Annotated in this window: 15 protein-coding genes; 3 read left to right on the top strand and 12 right to left on the bottom strand. The window is 38.9% G+C overall.

Annotation, left to right across the window (positions count from 1 at the left end):
• The first annotated feature begins 20 nt into the window (after positions 1-20).
• Both F968_RS06395 and F968_RS06390 read left to right on the top strand, forming a co-directional pair.
• Complete coding sequence (locus F968_RS06395) at positions 21-1,223, top strand: MFS transporter (RefSeq protein WP_004791414.1); 1,203 nt, start codon at positions 21-23, stop codon at positions 1,221-1,223.
• 225 nt (positions 1,224-1,448) lie between these two features.
• Positions 1,449-2,102, top strand: coding sequence for a glutathione S-transferase family protein (locus F968_RS06390; RefSeq protein WP_004791413.1), 654 nt, complete (start codon positions 1,449-1,451; stop codon positions 2,100-2,102).
• Between the two features lie 45 nt (positions 2,103-2,147).
• Here the strand turns inward: F968_RS06390 and F968_RS06385 are convergent, their stop codons facing one another.
• From F968_RS06385 to F968_RS06350, 8 genes are all read right to left on the bottom strand, one after another.
• Positions 2,148-3,299 (bottom strand): sterol desaturase family protein, encoded by a 1,152-nt coding sequence (locus tag F968_RS06385; RefSeq protein WP_004791411.1) that lies wholly within the window; start codon positions 3,297-3,299, stop codon positions 2,148-2,150.
• 139 nt (positions 3,300-3,438) lie between these two features.
• Positions 3,439-4,329, bottom strand: coding sequence for a LysR family transcriptional regulator (locus tag F968_RS06380; RefSeq protein WP_004791409.1), 891 nt, complete (start codon positions 4,327-4,329; stop codon positions 3,439-3,441).
• Positions 4,330-4,418: 89 nt separating this feature from the next.
• Positions 4,419-5,774 (bottom strand): MFS transporter, encoded by a 1,356-nt coding sequence (locus F968_RS06375; protein WP_004791407.1) that lies wholly within the window; start codon positions 5,772-5,774, stop codon positions 4,419-4,421.
• Positions 5,775-5,816: 42 nt separating this feature from the next.
• Entirely contained in the window at positions 5,817-7,094 is a 1,278-nt protein-coding gene (gene salA / locus F968_RS06370; protein WP_004791406.1) for a salicylate 1-monooxygenase, read from the bottom strand.
• Positions 7,095-7,270: 176 nt separating this feature from the next.
• Complete coding sequence (locus F968_RS06365) at positions 7,271-8,644, bottom strand: PQQ-dependent sugar dehydrogenase (protein WP_004791403.1); 1,374 nt, start codon at positions 8,642-8,644, stop codon at positions 7,271-7,273.
• Positions 8,645-8,714: 70 nt separating this feature from the next.
• Positions 8,715-9,125: a PH domain-containing protein gene (locus F968_RS06360; RefSeq protein ID WP_004791402.1), complete on the bottom strand. Its 411-nt coding sequence runs from the start codon at positions 9,123-9,125 to the stop codon at positions 8,715-8,717.
• 67 nt (positions 9,126-9,192) lie between these two features.
• On the bottom strand, positions 9,193-11,022 hold the full coding sequence (locus tag F968_RS06355; RefSeq protein WP_081399613.1) for a DUF1302 domain-containing protein: 1,830 nt from the start codon (positions 11,020-11,022) through the stop codon (positions 9,193-9,195).
• A 100-nt stretch (positions 11,023-11,122) separates the two neighbouring features.
• Positions 11,123-11,728 carry an RBBP9/YdeN family alpha/beta hydrolase gene (locus F968_RS06350; protein WP_004791398.1) on the bottom strand — a complete coding sequence of 202 codons (606 nt, stop codon included), beginning with the start codon at positions 11,726-11,728 and terminating at the stop codon, positions 11,123-11,125.
• Between the two features lie 290 nt (positions 11,729-12,018).
• Between F968_RS06350 and F968_RS06345 the strand changes: the two genes are divergently transcribed.
• Positions 12,019-13,029, top strand: a complete 1,011-nt coding sequence (locus tag F968_RS06345) for an AraC family transcriptional regulator (RefSeq protein ID WP_004791396.1) — start codon at positions 12,019-12,021, stop codon at positions 13,027-13,029.
• Between the two features lie 92 nt (positions 13,030-13,121).
• Here the strand turns inward: F968_RS06345 and F968_RS06340 are convergent, their stop codons facing one another.
• Genes F968_RS06340 through F968_RS06325 form a run of 4 tightly spaced genes read right to left on the bottom strand, consistent with a single transcriptional unit; the run spans position 13,122 to position 16,450 of the window.
• Complete coding sequence (locus tag F968_RS06340) at positions 13,122-14,132, bottom strand: YeiH family protein (protein ID WP_004791394.1); 1,011 nt, start codon at positions 14,130-14,132, stop codon at positions 13,122-13,124.
• The gene (locus F968_RS06335; protein ID WP_081399612.1) at positions 14,125-14,433 is read right to left on the bottom strand and encodes a Rieske (2Fe-2S) protein; all 309 of its coding nucleotides are present in this window, start codon (positions 14,431-14,433) and stop codon (positions 14,125-14,127) included. The genes F968_RS06340 and F968_RS06335 overlap by 8 nt, the downstream gene beginning before the upstream one ends.
• A gap of 14 nt (positions 14,434-14,447) precedes the next feature.
• Positions 14,448-15,104, bottom strand: coding sequence for a DsbA family oxidoreductase (locus tag F968_RS06330; protein ID WP_004791390.1), 657 nt, complete (start codon positions 15,102-15,104; stop codon positions 14,448-14,450).
• Positions 15,101-16,450, bottom strand: coding sequence for an MFS transporter (locus F968_RS06325; RefSeq protein ID WP_004791388.1), 1,350 nt, complete (start codon positions 16,448-16,450; stop codon positions 15,101-15,103). Before F968_RS06325 ends, F968_RS06330 begins: the two co-directional genes overlap by 4 nt.
• Positions 16,451-16,489 lie beyond the last annotated feature (39 nt).

Below are 16,489 nucleotides of genomic sequence, written 5' to 3'. Positions count from 1 at the left end.
TTTTATGTTATTCATCTTATATGAACAATTCAAGTTCAAAACGGTCTGGATCAATTTTTCAGTTAGATTCAACAGTAGCATTGACCTTAAACACAATCACGCTTATGACCTTTATGGCGGCGTCTAGTGCCCCTACGCCTTTATATCGTTTGTATCAGCAGATATGGCAATTTTCGCCCGTTATCTTAACTTTAATTTTTGCGACCTACGCGTTTACCTTACTTGCTTCTTTACTCATTATTGGTTCTTTATCTGATTATATCGGACGTCGGCCCGTCATTATTTCAGCAATTTTTTTGCAAATCGCTTCAATGAGCTTTTTTCTTTTTGCCTCAGATGTTTCTATGTTATTTATTGCGCGTGGCCTACAAGGTATCGCAACAGGTCTTGCCGTTTCTGCAATTGGAGCTGCAATTTTAGATTTTAGTAAGCATCATGGTTCCCTAATTAATAGTATTGCTCCCATGGTCGGCATGGCAGTAGGCGTTTTTATTACATGTTTTATTCTGCAATTTTCAGCTCAACCCTTACATTTGGTTTTTGAACTCTTATGTGTTTTGTTTGCATTTGAACTTATTCTAAGTTTCTTTAACCCTGAGACTGTACGTAAAAGATCAGGAGCTCTGGCTTCATTAAAACCCAACATGGCTATTCCTCATCAAGCAAGAGGTGCTCTATTAAGTATTAGCCCTATTAATATTGCGCTTTGGATGGTGAGTGGTTTTTTCTTATCACTTATGCCCTCTTTACTGGCAAAAATTTTTCAGACATCTTCAGCTTGGCTAAACGGCAGTATGTTTATGGCGCTCGCCCTTTCAGGTGCGGCAGGGATTCTGACGCTTAGAAAATCCACCAATTTTCGTATTTTGCTCACGGGCACCTTATCCATCATTATTGGTGCAACCGTTTTATTTTTAGCGATCAATTTTACAAGTGCCGTGGTTCTACTTATTGGTTCTATTATTACCGGAGTGGGTTTTGGTACAGCTTTCATGGGAGCAATTCGTACTGTCATGCCTCTCGCTTTACCCGAAGAACGCGCAGGTTTAATGGCTGCATTCTTTGTTGAAAGCTATTTGGCTTTTAGTGTTCCAGCAATTTTGGCAGGCTACTTTGTGGGTAAAATCGGACTTATGAACAGTGCCAATATTTATATGAGTTTAATTATTGGGCTTGCACTGATCGCCCTTCTAATGATTTTTAAAAATATTAAAAGTAAATAAGGATGTGTTAAAAAGTCAGTTTCAAATGAAGCTGACTTAAATAATTTAAAACAAATGATACTTAAATAAATAATTTAGCTTCCGATTACTACATTGATGTCTGTTGAAATTCGTTAGACTATTTTTAATATCAAAATTCACTCGTAAGATGAGTTTCGATACAAAACAAATAAAATATTCAAAAGGATTTTTTAGTTATCATCATAAAATATAAGGAAATTTATTATGAATAATTTCATTTTGACAACTTTTGACTGGGTTCCAGAATTACCACGAGGTTTTGTAAGAGATATAAGGATAAGATGGGCATTAGAAGAGGCAAAAATGCCCTATAAAATAAATAGCGTATCTTTTTATGAACGAGGAGATGATCATTTTTCTCACCAACCTTTTGGGCAAGTTCCTTGGTTAACAGATGGTGATATTTCAATTTTTGAAAGTGGCGCTATCCTATTTTATTTGGGTGAACGTAGCGCTGTACTTTTACCTACCAATCCAAAACAGCGTAATGAAGTTATAGAATGGTTATTTGCAGCGCTTAATTCAGTAGAAATGGCGAGCCTTCCTTGGGCTTTATTAAAATTTTCTAATGCTCAGACAGATACTCCCACCCACGAACAATTTGATGCCTTTCTTCACTCTCGACTCCAACATATGGAGTCAATTCTTGCTGAGCGAGAATGGCTAACGCAGTCATTTTCTATTGCTGACATTGTTATGGCTGACGTATTACGATTGGTAAATAGATTTGATGGATTAACAGAGTTTCCCCATTGTCTCGCATATGTTCAAAGAGCCACTACACGCCCTTCTTTTCAAAAAGCGTATGCTGACCAAATGGCTCATTTTGCAGCGGCAGATGCCAAGAAGAATGCTTAAACATGTTATTTATCCATTCTACATTTATAAGCTAAAAATGAAGCTTTATTGATCACTCCAAGGTTTCAAAAAACGTTTTACATACTTTTTAAAAGGCCAAGTAAACTGTTTTATAAAACTATTTGGGATTTTATAGCCCACTGTTCCATACACACTTGCCAAATGTTTAGGCATATAGACGGTTTTAAAAATGACATCATAAAATGGAATAAACGCAGCGTAATTTTTATCAATGGCAGGTTTTTCTGAAGAGTGATGCCAATGGTGGAATTCTGGCGTAGCGATAATCCAGCGCAAATATGGAAAACGAAAACGCACATTGGAATGAATAAAAATAGCGTGAAACGAAATAAAAACTAAATAAGCAAAAACAGCTGAAGTATGAAAGCCCAACAGGAAAATAGGTAATGTCGCAATAAAGCGAGTCATTAGCACTTCAATGACATGCAGACGAGAAGAAGCTAACCAATCCATATATTCAGTTGAATGATGAATTGCGTGAAAGCGCCATAAGAAATTAACTTCATGCATAGCGCGGTGCAACCAATACACTGTAAAGTCGACTACAATTAATAGTTCAATAAATTGCAGCCAAATCGGCTGAGCTTGTACATAAGGCACAATTGGATTATCAGGTAGATGTGTAATCCAATATTGAATCGGCATGACCGTTAAAAAGCTAAATAATTGAATGCCAATATGACTAACCATGAAATACTTCATATCGGTCACCCACCCTACTCTTAATATTTTTTGTTCGGGATTTTTAGCAAAAAAGCCTTCAAGTGGAATAAAAATGAAAGCTAAAATAAATAAGGTCAGTACAAAATAATCGATACCTGCATAAAACGGTACACTTGGTAAAACGGGTGCTTCAATTACACCACAGCCCAAAACCGCTGCCACAAGTGAAAAACACAACCCATAAAAACCATATCGGTTTTGACGAATAATTGCACTAAATGCACCAAAGCCAGCGCTAATAATAATGCCTGTGATCAGCCCATAATAAAAAAGATGATAATGTTTTGCATAAATAGGACGGAGTTCTGGGGTCGTTAATACACTGGGAAATAAAAAACATAATGCACCAAACAGACAAAGTAAGCTGAGTGACATTGAAATAAAGGCGCTGATTTTCCCTAAACCTGCGTTCAGTTCTAAATTCTCAAATTTTGCTCTTAATTGATCTGTCATAATTCATATACAATTCTTATTGTGTATAACGCGAATGCTATCAAAATTTAATAATAAATTGGAAAGAACTTTAACTTCTCACTTCTCAGATCAAAGCCCTTAATCTGAAAATAGAATTTTAAATAGTTGTAAATAGTTCTTATAAAACTTCAAATATTTGACCGACAGATTGAATCAGCCATTTTCTGGCAATAATATCATCACTGCGATTAAACCAGTTCAAGCTCACTTTAAAAGAATCCATAGCAAAAGGTAATTCAAACATTTGGACATTACCATGAGCTAGATAATGCCGAGCTGCTCGCGACGGTAATGTCACTAACATATCTGAACTCTGCAAAACACCTTGTAAAACGCTAAAATGTGGAACCTCTAAACGAATTCGTCGCTTCAAATCCATTGTTTTTAAATATTGCTCAACTTGGATATGCCCTGTTGATGACTTGATGGCAACATGATCTTCTTGCAAATATTGCTCTAATGTCAGTTGCTGCTGTAGCCTTGGATGGTCAGCTCTAGCAATGCATACATATCTTTCTTCAAATAGAGTGCGTGTTTCTATTTTAGGCATTATAGTCTGTGTACTATTAAATACTGCCAGATCTAAAAAGCCATCAATAAGCCACTGTTCAACCTTAGACGACTGAATCTCTTCAATCTCAATTTGAATATAGGGCGCTGTTTTCTGCAAAAAAGCCATAAGACTAGGCAAGAGACAAATCTCCCCAGCATCTGACAGTCCAATTCGGAAAGTTTTATTTGAGTTTTCAGGACGAAATTCCTGTGCTTGAGCGATCGCTGATTCAATATTAAAAATCGCTTGATGAAAAATTGGATAAAGCTCATGCGCAACTTTTGTCGGTTCGACCCCACCTCGGCTTCGGGTAAACAACTCATCATTTAACTGACGGCGTAAACGGTTCAAATTATAAGTCACAGAAGGCTGACTCAAATTTAATTTATCAGCAGCTTTACTAATATGCCGAGACTCATAAATACAGACAAAAACTTTAATCAAACCTAAATCCATGGTTCTGATCCTTTAAATACTCTAAACAAAGACTTTAACTTCTTTGTTTAGAGTTTAGTTCCTTTTATAGGAATAAAAATGCTTCATTCTTATGGAGATATACTTGAATTTAGCATTACGCGTTTAGTTCGATTGCAAATACTTATGGCAATAACACTTAAGGTTGCCAGCACACAAGGGATGGCTAGAGCGATAAAATTATACGCAATGGGTAGATGCAAACTTAAAAGCCAGCCGCATAAAATCGGACCTAAAATCGCCCCGATACGGCCTACTCCTAAAGCCATACCAATGCCAGTACTGCGGATTGGTGAAGGATAAAACTGAGCCATATAAGCTAGCAATAAAATTTGCCCGCCAATAGATGCCGCTCCAGCAATGGCAACACAGAGATATAAAATGACCATAGGTAAAGCATAGCTCAACAAGTAGAGCGACACTGCACCCGCTAAGAAGAGTAAACAAATGACTTTACCTAGGTGAAAACGATCAGCAAAGTAGCCTCCACCGATTGCACCCAACATCCCGCCCAAGTTTAGCGCCAATAAAAAGACCAGACTGGTTGATAAATCATATCCGGCCTCGACCATGAGTTTTGGTATCCAGTTACCGAGCGCGTACACCATGAGTAAAGCCATAAATACACTCAGCCAGAAAAACACAGTGACTAAAGCACGATTCTCAGTAAATAGAGCAACCAAAGGTCGAGCCGCAGTTTGTTGATTTTCTTGATGTAATACGATGCTCGTATGATCAGCTATGTTTTGTTCTGGCGCTAACTGTTTAAGTAAATCACGCACCTCATTCCATTTTTTTTGGCGAACCAGATAATCGATTGATTCGGGTAAAAATTTCCAAATAATAGGTAGTGAAATGAGTGGAATACCCGCCAAAATAAACATGATTTGCCAACCAAACTTAGGTACCAACCACATACCTAAAAGCGCTGAGCTCATGCCACCAATCGCATAGCCACTAAACATGAGTGATACCAAAGTTGATCGTAATTTCTTTGGGGCAAACTCGGTCATTATGGCAATGACATTTGGCATTACACCGCCCAAACCTAGGCCGGCAATAAAACGATAAATGGCAAACTCTTTAGGACTGTTGGCAAAACCACATAACACCGTAAAACTGCTAAAAATGAAAACACACAGCATAATTAAACGCTTACGGCTAAAGCCATAAGACTCTAATTTATCGACTAAGCTACCGAAAATCATGGCACCAAACATCATACCAAATAATGCAACACTGCCCAGCAATCCAGCAGTCATACTATCTAACTGCCAATGTTGCATGAGCTTAGGCAATGCCACACCATAAATGACTAAGTCATAGCCATCAAAAATAATAATGAGCGCACTCAGCAAGATCACCCGCCAATGTAATGGCGTTAATCTTGCATCATCAATCAATTGATTTGCATTTAGTTTTTCCATAATTGCTTTCCTTAGCAAATTTTGTGTAAAACAAAAATTTATTTAAATGGTTGCCATTTTTAATTGATGTAATTGTTGCTTTGCTTCTGCAACATCCTGTTCTAGGTCGTGTTGCCATAACCAATCAAACCGATGTTCAAGATGTTCACCAATTTCGGTAAATGTTGGGTACTGAGTCGAATAACACTCATAAATTTCGCCAGACTCACGAGAAGTTTGTTGAACACGACAAGCACGTTTTAAACGGAGCTTTTCATAAATTGAAGACACATCGATTAACTGATCTGCTTGTAAGTTTTTTGTCGACAATAATGCTGCAAGGATTAATGCATCTTCAAGACCTTGTCCTGCTCCTGCACCTTGATGGGGTAACATCGCATGTGCAGCGTCGCCCATGACAATGACATGACCTGAGGCACTTTGATAAGTCGAAAGCTCTTCAATTTCATGTAAAGCCCAAATGGTAGGCTGTTCAATTAAACCGAGTAATGTTTGGCAGCTTTCACTCCAGTCTGAAAAATCGGAAAGCATTTGAGCTTTATCGACAGGCTTAGTCCACGGTGTATCGGCTGGTAGTACTGTATCTTCGCGGTTTGAGCAGAAAGCAACGATATTAATTTGCTCACCTTTACGAATGGGGAACGTTAAAATATGTTTATCTTTACCCAATAACATTTGGGGAATATCTGCTAAATCTGTATCGCCATTTATTTGCTGCAAAGCTTCTTTAAATGAAGCGTAAGAAATAATTCCACGATATGCCCAAGTTCCTGAAAAACGTGGATGAACTAGTGGTAAATGATGAGAAGCTAAAACATATTGGCGCGCCACCGAGCGGATACCATCAGCCCCAATCAAATAATCGCACTCATGCTGACTACCATCATTAAAGTGCAAAATTACCTGATCATCTTGTTCTTCAATCGCCTCTAGGCGTTTAGAAAAATGCACATTTTGCGTAGGCATGTGAGGAATAATGGCATCTAGAAAATCAGCACGATGAACAGATGACTGCCCTACACCTGTCGCTATAGATGCAGATAAATATTCATCGGTATAACCATTGCGCCATTGAAACCAAACATCTTGAAATGGTGGCGATACTTTATCTGCAATTGCATGATATTCGTTAGCTAAACCTAACAGTTCAATGGCTTTGACCGCATTGGCACCAAAAGAAATCCCTGCCCCAATTTCAGAAAACTGAGGTGCAGATTCAAACATTTGGACATCTAAATGGGCATGTTTACTTAAATTACTTGCTAAAGCCAGACCAGCAATACCACTACCGACCACGGCAATTCGAATATGTGTATTCATGTGTTTGTTCCTTAAACATCATTATCGTTTTCACATATTCATTTTTGAGAAGTTGGCTTATAAAGTCCAATTAGTATTTTTTTTGTTCAATTATTTAAAAATTAAATAATAGCCAATTGGATGGCCTCTATAAAGCTTAGAGGCCGTCCATGCTAATCAATTATTTTTGACAGACTTTATGGTGTGCCTGGCGGGGTTCCAATAGCATGTTTCATTGGAGCTTCATAAGTTGTCTCGGCAACCGGTGAAACGCGCCAAATCGTATTACCTACATCATCTGCAACTAATACGGCACCTGAAAAATCAATTGCTACCCCCACAGGACGACCATACGCTTTGCCTTTATCACTCAGGAATCCGGTCAAGATATCTTGTGGTGGACCAGAGGGTTGACCACTTCTAAATGGTACAAAAACGACTTTATAACCACTGTGAGGCTTACGGTTCCAAGAACCATGCTGGCCGATCAATGCGCCTCCTCTAAATTGCGGCATGAGTTCAGCTGTGTAAAATGCAAGACCTAAAGAAGCCGTGTGGTTACCTAGTGCATAGTCGGGTTTAATTGCACGAGCAACCATTTCCGGATTTTGTGGTTTTACTCGCACATCTACATGTTGACCATAATAGCTATATGGCCAGCCATAAAAAGCTCCATCTTGGACTGACGTCATATAGTCAGGTACTAAGTCACTACCAATTTCATCGCGCTCATTAACAACCGTCCAAAGTTTTCCACTTTGCGGTTGCCAAGCCATACCATTAGGATTACGCAGTCCTGTTGCAAATGGGCGTGACTGACCACTTGCAATATCAAACTCTGTAATTTGTGCACGGCCTTTTTCTTGATCTAGACCATTTTCAGCAACATTACTGTTAGAACCAACGGTAATGTAGAGCTTTGTACCAGCTGGATTAGCAATTACATTTTTGGTCCAATGGTGGTTTAAAGGACCACCCGGTAAATCCAACACTTTGGTTCCACTGGCTGTAATTTGAGTTTCACCCTCTTGATAAGGAAAACGCACAAGCGAATCCGTATTGGCGATATATAAGTTATTACCAACCAATGCCATACCAAATGGAGAATTTAAGTTTTGAAGAAATACCGTTTTCTGGTCAGCGACGCCATCTCCATTGGTGTCACGAAGTAAGCTAATACGGTTTGCACTTGGATGAGATGAGCCTGCCCGCTTCATCACAAAAGACATAATTTTACCTTTAATGCCTTTGCTGTCTTCAGGTTTAGGTGGAGCATCTGTTTCCGCAACCAATACGTCACCATTCGGCAATACATAAAGCCAACGTGGATGCTCAAGTCCTTTGGCAAATGCTTTTACCTTTAAACCTTCTGCGGGTTTTGGCATTACCCCACTCGGCCAGCCTTCTGCTGGCGCTATATTAACGGTGGGAAATAAACTTGATTTAGGTTCAGGTAATTTTGGATCTGGACCATAACTCTCAGTAATCGGATATTGCGAGGATGAAGCGCATCCAGCTAATGTAATTAAAACCGTAGTGCCTAAAACTGGCAGCAAAAAACGTGTCGTCATGGGTTATCTCCATTTATTTTTTGTCGTCATGGAAATAGCGTAATTTATGTTTGCAATTAAACAAGCAACTTTAATGGAGTCTTTTGTTTATGGCTTGCAAAAAACGTTCTTTATCTTTTGGTGAAATCATCACTGAAGTAATTTCTCCATTTTTCATATAATAAATTTTAAGCCGATCTAATGAGAGCGCTGGAGATGAAAGTGGATTATGAGTAGGCTCTATTTGGGTAATATCATTAATATTAATTTTCCATCGGAATACCAAACTCTTAATCATTAAAGTGTCGTTCTCTACCAAATAATAAGTATTAAATATGGGAAGCCAAATAAGAAAAATAATTAAACTATAAATGACGAGATGTGGAAAATTTGAAGCTAAAGAATAAAGATGGTTTGCTTCATAAATTTTTATAACAATATTGGCAGTGATAACAATAAATATTAATAAAAGCCACCAATCAATTTTTGATCTAAATTTCAAAAGTTATTCTCCACATCTAAATGTTATTTATAACGAGACTTTCTATATTTTTTATAAAATAATTGAACTAAAAATTAGCTTTAAATGTTAATGATACAAAATCTCGATCATCTATTGTGCTAAATTCATTAGAACCAAAAAAGTTATTATAGGCAATCTCTGTTGTATATTTTTGCTGATAAGTCATAGATAACGCCGCACTTACACTCATTTGCCCTTCTTGAAAGTTTTGGCTATATCCATAAACATCATGTCTAAAACTAAGACTTGGCATAATCACTGTAGAGGGTAAAATATCTTGATAATTTAATGCACCACGTAATCGGTAGCCAAATGACCATTCATTAAAAAATCCGTTTTTATTGCAAAAGCGTTCATTTAAATTGTCTATTTCTGCATTTGTAAGATGGGCTGTACCATACGGCGTACATTTAAACTCGCCTGTTTCAGGATTATAAGCACCTGTTGAAAGCTCACTACGGCCAAATGCGCCTGTCCGGCCAAACCGATGATTACCAATATCTGCAATATGATTTAAGGCAAACTCTGTAGACCATGTCATCGAATTTGCTCCCAAAATATTGAATATGCTGTCAGTTGCTCCAACCGAAAATTGTGTTACGGGTAAGCGTACATATCCTTGAATATATTGACCCAATTCAACAGTTTTTCCCGGCGGCGCAAATGGTGTTCCTTCCGATAGCACTTGAGCATAGACAATGTCTGTACCGTTTAGTTGCAAAGGTTGATTAGGTTTGTGGGTTAATTCACTAAAAACGGTTGTTGTTCCAACTTTCCCAGTCAAACTTAATCCAAACATTTTGATATTTTCAGGATAGATAGAAAAATAACTTGCGGTATTAAAATGTTCGGGTCCTGCTGCTGTTACAGCCATTCCATCAAAGTTTGCATTACGGCTATGGTAGTTCGCATAGTAAATACCTAACTCAGCATTATTTAAACTTGGTAATGTCTGTTTTAAAGCAATGCCATATTGGCCATTGTCCTTTGCTTTTCTACTTTCTGCACGTGGAATATAGGTACGTAAACGAATTGCGGTATCTGATAATTTATCTCCACCTCCAGCAATCAGAACTGGGCCTGCATTTTCGGGCACAAAGTCCGAAATCTCAAAGAAAGTTCCGTTACCATCAACAACTGAAGGTCTAAATTTAAATTGATAGAAACCTTCTATTTTCAAATTTTTATTAATGCTTGTGTCGAATGAAAACATTTCGGTTGGAATGATTCTTTCTTTTGCATCACCACCCGGTCGGTTAATCGCAGCAAAATCAAATGCACTCACCGAATTTAAACCATTTTGAAAAAACTGAGATTTGCCCCAATTTAAAGTCTGTTTGCCTAATTTTAAATTGATATTTTTTACACCACCCAGTTCAAAATCTTTCCATATATAGGCATTCCATAAATCGATACCTTTGAACTTTGCGAGCCTTGGCCATGCTGAGTCATTAAAGGTTTTAAAGTCTCCTTGTCCTGTCTCATAGGCATGGTCATACCAGTATTTAGTGCTAATAACTGCACCTTGATGTTTTCCATTTAGCTTAACTTCAGTTATACCTCTGATGATCTGTGAAATGGCATCATATTTACTAAAATTCATGCGCCCATCATCACCATTCACATCAATGCTAGCACCTTGTTTGCCTATTTTGTTTGCATCTGGCCGATAAAGTAATGAAGCGGTTGGATCTTGTGTACTCCAACTTGCACCTAGGCTTAATGTGGTTTTTGTCTCGAACTTCCAGTCTTTATCAATATCAAAATTCGCTGCATTTGCTTTAGACATGAATAAAATTAGGCTTAATGAAACACCTATTTTTTGAATATATAAAACGTGATTATTTCTTTGATTTAAATAGACGTAATGACCCATCATATTATCTCCCTATAAATATGATTTTTCTTATTTATTGCTTATTACTCAAAGCCATCCATTGGCTTTAAATGGTTTTCATAAGCAGTTATTTTTTGCCCTAGGCTGGTTGTTCAACCTGATCTAATTGTTGAATGAATTGTTCAGCCAAGGGCCAATAGCCAAAGCCAGATGCAGGGTTTAAATGTCCCACTTCACCTAAATTTACGAGTCGACTACCCCACTTTTCTGCCATTTCACCTACAGCTTCATGACGAGCTAAATGGTCATTGGTGCTTGCAACCAAAATGCTGGGAAAAGGTAGTTCTTGATCTGGTAAAGGACTCCATCCTTCTTGATGAAGTGCAGTTGGGCTTGGATAATTTTCTGGCCAGCTTTCGTTTAAGTCAGGGGGAGCCACAAGTAAAGCACCCTGAATTGGTCGTTGATATTTTGCAGCCCAGTGTAGTGCCATCAGCACGCCTGCGCTGTGTGCAACCAAAATGACTGGGCCTTGTATTTGTTCGAGTTGTGCTTGTATGGCGGCAACTCTATTTTCACAATTGAGTTTATTAGTTTGTACAGGTGGTACAGAGCGAACCTTTGCTAGCTTTGTTTCTAAGATCGTTTGCCAATGCTCGGGAACATGATCGCGCAACCCCGGAATAATTAAAATTGTTGCTTTGGTTTGTATTTTTTCCATTTCAACGCCTGTGAATTTTGCCATCTAGGAGCCCTAAGAATTTCTATAAAACTCCATTCACAATAAAGGCTCATTTCAGTTAATGGTGTACATAAGGCGTCACGGACTTTTCATTTGACGACACATCTTTTTAAAATTTCGTAAATTAATTAAAATAGTTTTTGTAATTACAAGTGAGCCAAAAGAATAGTTTTAAAATTAAGTAGACATCACGATTAGGCTCTTAAATAAAAGCTTTTGTAATGTAGATATTTTAGTTATAACTAGATATGAGCTGTAAGGAATATGGCTGATTAAGAACAGGAGATAATAAAATGGTGCCTCTTGCGCATACCGCCTCTTTAAAAAATTATTTGGCAGTTGCTCAGCAATTAGATCTAAATCCCTACCATTTATTATCACGTGTTGGGCTTAGCCAAACTCAATTGAATGATCTTAAACAACGTATTCCTGTAGATAAAGCCATTACCTTGCTTGAAGACTCAGCCCAAATGAGTAATTGTGATGTATTCGGTTTATATATGGCAGAGCAACGTGAAATCGCGGATTTTGGTGAACTGAGCTTATTATTAAGTTACCAATATACTTTGAGAGAAGCGCTACAAACGATTGTTCGTTATAGAAATTTACTCAATAACTCACTTGAAATATATATCGAAGAAATTGACGATACGGTTGTTATTCGAGAGGAAGTAGTGACAACAACTTGCGGGTATAGTCGCCAAGCGACGGAACTTGCTTTAGGAATCACCCATCGTTTTTGTGCAGCACTCATGATGCAAAAATGGCGGCCATTAAGTGTACACTTCACCCATAACCCGCCTAGTGATTTAACTTTGCATCGGCGGATTTTTGGCTGTGCGCTCGAGTTTGGTAGTGACTTTAATGGCATTGTTTGTACGGCGGCCGAACTTGATACAACAAACCCTCAAGCAAATCTGGCTATGGCCAACCATGCACAGCGTTATTTAGATATTTTGCAGAATAGCAATGAATCGACCATGATTTTTGATATTCGTAAAAGTATTTATCTTCTTTTGCCAATGGGTCGCGCTACGATTGATCAAGTCGCTCAAACACATGGTATTCATGTTCGGACCTTACAGCGTCGTTTAGAAGAAGCTCAAACGAGTTTTAGTGATTTAATGAATGAGGTACGCAAAGATCTCGTATTTCGTTATTTAAAAAATCTAAATTATTCACTCGCTCAAGTGTCTGATATTTTAGGTTACTCAATGCCGAGTTCTTTTACACGTTGGTTCATTAGCCAATTTGGTATATCACCAAATATGTGGCGTAGTCACAATAAAGCTCTGCTCAGTTAATTTCTCTTTATTTGACGCCAAATGAAGTCATTTAAAATATAAGGAAGCTGGAGAACTACTCCATAGCTTCCTTAAAAATCTAATTTTTAAAATTAAAACCACAAGCGCATAAGCCCAAGAACCAATACCACTAAAAAGATGCTTTCGCCGATCATTAAAAGAATCGGTTTAATGCCGACAGATGCTAATTCTTTTAACTGAGTTTTCATTCCTAAAGCACTAATTGCAATGACTAAAAACCAGCGTGATAAATCATTAATTCCATTTTGAACCATCGTTGGTACCCATCCTGTACTGTTAATACAAGCCAGTATTAAAAAGCCAACAGCAAACCAAGGCAGTAATGGTGGCCGCTCTCCAGTTGAATCTGCTCCTTGCATACGGGTAATCATAGCCGCACAAACAATGACTGGAAGCAGCATCGCCACACGCATGAGTTTAACAACAGTCGCCGTATCACCTGTTTGAGTAGACATGCTATAGCCAGCGCCGACCACTTGTGCCACATCGTGAATCGTAGCACCAAGAAACACACCAGCCGCTTGTGGCGATAACTCTAGCCACTTCGCAATCATCGGATAGACAATCATTGCAAATGTTGAAAGTGCCGACACGCCAATCACGGTAAATAAAGTCGCTTTTTCTTTTTGCGGATGATTTGGAAAAGCAGCAGATAATGCCAATGCAGCTGAAGCACCACAGATTGCCGTTGATCCACCAGTGAGCATGCCGAATAGTTTTTGGAAGCCTAAGATTCTAGCGGCAATAACAGAAACGGCGATTGTGACAATAACCAGAGTGACGACTAACGCAACAGGCTGCCAACCTAGTGCGGTAATTTGCCCCAAAGTGATACGCATTCCGAGTAAGGCAATACCCATCCGCAGCACACTCCGTGCGGTAAATTCGATCCCCGCCTTGCATTTACTTTCAGCCGCTAAAAAATTCACACTCATGCCGAGTAATAGTGCAAATAACATGACTGGCGCACCATAGTGCTCTGATAAAAAACAGGCAGCCGCAGCAACGACCGAACTGACCACAAAGCCTGGTGCTAATTCTCTTGTACGCTGGGAAAAATTTTTCAAAACTAAACTACTCATGGTTTTCCCCACAGCCCATCACAATAAATACCTTGTCCTCGATCACTTCTACGGGATAGGTTGCAACTTTGAGATGAGCAGAATTAACTAAACAGCCATTTGTTAAATCAAAACGTAGACCATGGGCACAACACTGAATCACTCGTCCTTCTAGACGTCCACTAAATAACGATGCCCCCTGATGAGGACAACTGTCATCGATTGCATACAACTGAGTCGCAACGTTAAATAGTGCGAGATTTTTATCTCCAATTTTTAAAAAAGCTCGCTCACCTGAATTCGGTATTTTCTCAAAAGGCACTTCAAATCGATTGCTCATATCAACGCTCCTTGTGCCACCATTGCCTCTTGCATCGCTTGATAAAGTACATCTGCTGATTGCGCGCCCACTAAGGCTAAAGCCCGATCAAAAATAAAATAAGGCACGCCATTACCTCCTGTACTTGCAGAGATAAAATCTTGATGATCTTGAATAAGTAAATCTTTGATAAGCTCAGGTGAGAAACCACAACGTTTCGCGATTTTGTATAAAGTAGTGGTATTTCCGATGTCTAACCCATCATAAAAATATGCAGCAAAGAGTTGTTCTAACAATGCATTGCACTGCTCAGGAGTTCCTATCTTTAAAGCTTTATCAAATAAGCGATGAGCTTTGGCCGTATTTGGCATGCGTTTAATTTGCTCAAAATCGATCTTGAGCCCAACTTTATGTGCAGCTTTATTGACCTGTTCTTGTCTCATACGAACTGCTGTTAAGCTACCTAACCGTTTCAAATAAAACGTTTGAAACGGTACACCTTCAACTGCTAAGTCCGGTATGAGCTGAACACCTCGCCAGTGCACGACAACTTTGACTTTGGGGTGAAGCTGATAAAATCTATTTATAGCGATCAGTAACTGACGTTTTCCGATCAAACACCAAGGACAAATAAAGTCAAAAAATACATCAATATGTAATTGCCGAATCATCATTTGTTATTCATCCCGCATTTTTGTATTTGGTTACCTGAATGATTTTTAAGCTCAGTTATTCCTTGCTGCTCAAAACGCGCGATATCTTTGTGATAATGACGTTTGGCATAAAAAAATACGGCTGCGGCTGCAATACTGACCAATGGCATGAGCTGAAATGCACTATGTAAACCAATCACATCAGATACTTTGCCAACGACTAAAGGACCAAGCGCTAAACCAAGAAAATTGTTAGCTAAGGTGAGTGTTGCAAATGCAGAGCCATGAACTGAGTTATGTGTGAGATTGGCCACCATGGCACTAGATGGCCCATTAGTTCCAAGGGCAATAAACATTCCGAGGCAGATGAGAAGTAACTGGTTACGTCCCGCAGGCACAGCAAAAGCAATGAATAAAAGAACACAACCGACCAAGCAGTACGTAATCGCTAAACTGACCTTACGATCTGGACAGTTACGGCCCAAATAATCACACAACATGCCACATAGAATGGTGCCTACTGCACTACATAGCAAAATGACCGCTGCCATTACGCCTGCCTTGTCGGTACTCATGCCGTAATAGCGATTGAGATAACTCGGCATCCAGACAATCACCGTGCCACCAACAAATAATTGCAGACCACTACCAATGTAAGTGGCAATGACTGAACGACTTGAATATAAAGTTTTTAAAGGGCTTTTAATGTGCTGGGTTTTGCTACGAATTTTATTGTGAGGTGCTGCGTTTATTCTGTTTTCTTTCACTAAAATTGGATATAGAAAAGCCAAAATGAGACCAAATAAAGCAATACCTCCAAAAGCCCAACGCCAACCGAAATGCTGTGCGAGTACACCACCTAAAGCCACACCCAAAAACGAGCCAAATACACCACCCGCCATAAAAGCACTGGCGAGTGTTGCACGCATTTCCCTTGGAAAAACAGCCACAACCACCGCGATTCCAACGCTGCCATAAGCAGCTTCACCCACACCAACCATAAAACGAGCAATAAACATTTGCTCATAATTTTCAGCAAGTGCACATCCTAAAGTCGCCAAACTCCATAGAGCTGCCATAATCGCCAAGCTTTTAACTCGCCCAAAACGGTCTGCCATTAAAGACAACGGCAGAGTCAGTAAACCCACCATTAACGCGACAATGCCACTGAGCAAACCTAACTGGCTATCGCTGAGCAACCACTCATTTTTAAGTAAAGGAAAGACTGCGTTTAAGACTTGTCGGGACATGTAATCTGAAATGAGCAAACCAAATGTCAAAGCAAAAACAAGCCATGCATAACGACGAGGTATACTGATTGACGTATCAACATCGCTCATCTGATCTGAATACTGATGTGCATTCATACGACCTCCTTGTATTTTTTATAATTTCTATTTAGCTAG

Source organism: Acinetobacter sp. NIPH 817 (genome assembly GCF_000368405.1).
Taxonomy (GTDB): Bacteria; Pseudomonadota; Gammaproteobacteria; order Pseudomonadales; family Moraxellaceae; genus Acinetobacter.
Note: the sequence above shows the minus strand (reverse complement) of the source record. Positions and strands in the feature narration are given on the sequence as shown.

Coding starts and splice junctions, on each gene's coding strand:
- F968_RS06395 (WP_004791414.1), top strand. CDS start 21: ATGAACAATTCAAGTTCAAAACGGTCTGGATCAATTTTTCAGTTAGAT.
- F968_RS06390 (WP_004791413.1), top strand. CDS start 1,449: ATGAATAATTTCATTTTGACAACTTTTGACTGGGTTCCAGAATTACCA.
- F968_RS06385 (WP_004791411.1), bottom strand. CDS start 3,299: ATGACAGATCAATTAAGAGCAAAATTTGAGAATTTAGAACTGAACGCA.
- F968_RS06380 (WP_004791409.1), bottom strand. CDS start 4,329: ATGGATTTAGGTTTGATTAAAGTTTTTGTCTGTATTTATGAGTCTCGG.
- F968_RS06375 (WP_004791407.1), bottom strand. CDS start 5,774: ATGGAAAAACTAAATGCAAATCAATTGATTGATGATGCAAGATTAACG.
- salA (WP_004791406.1), bottom strand. CDS start 7,094: ATGAATACACATATTCGAATTGCCGTGGTCGGTAGTGGTATTGCTGGT.
- F968_RS06365 (WP_004791403.1), bottom strand. CDS start 8,644: ATGACGACACGTTTTTTGCTGCCAGTTTTAGGCACTACGGTTTTAATT.
- F968_RS06355 (WP_081399613.1), bottom strand. CDS start 11,022: ATGGGTCATTACGTCTATTTAAATCAAAGAAATAATCACGTTTTATAT.
- F968_RS06350 (WP_004791398.1), bottom strand. CDS start 11,728: ATGGCAAAATTCACAGGCGTTGAAATGGAAAAAATACAAACCAAAGCA.
- F968_RS06345 (WP_004791396.1), top strand. CDS start 12,019: ATGGTGCCTCTTGCGCATACCGCCTCTTTAAAAAATTATTTGGCAGTT.
- F968_RS06340 (WP_004791394.1), bottom strand. CDS start 14,132: ATGAGTAGTTTAGTTTTGAAAAATTTTTCCCAGCGTACAAGAGAATTA.
- F968_RS06330 (WP_004791390.1), bottom strand. CDS start 15,104: ATGATGATTCGGCAATTACATATTGATGTATTTTTTGACTTTATTTGT.
- F968_RS06325 (WP_004791388.1), bottom strand. CDS start 16,450: ATGAATGCACATCAGTATTCAGATCAGATGAGCGATGTTGATACGTCA.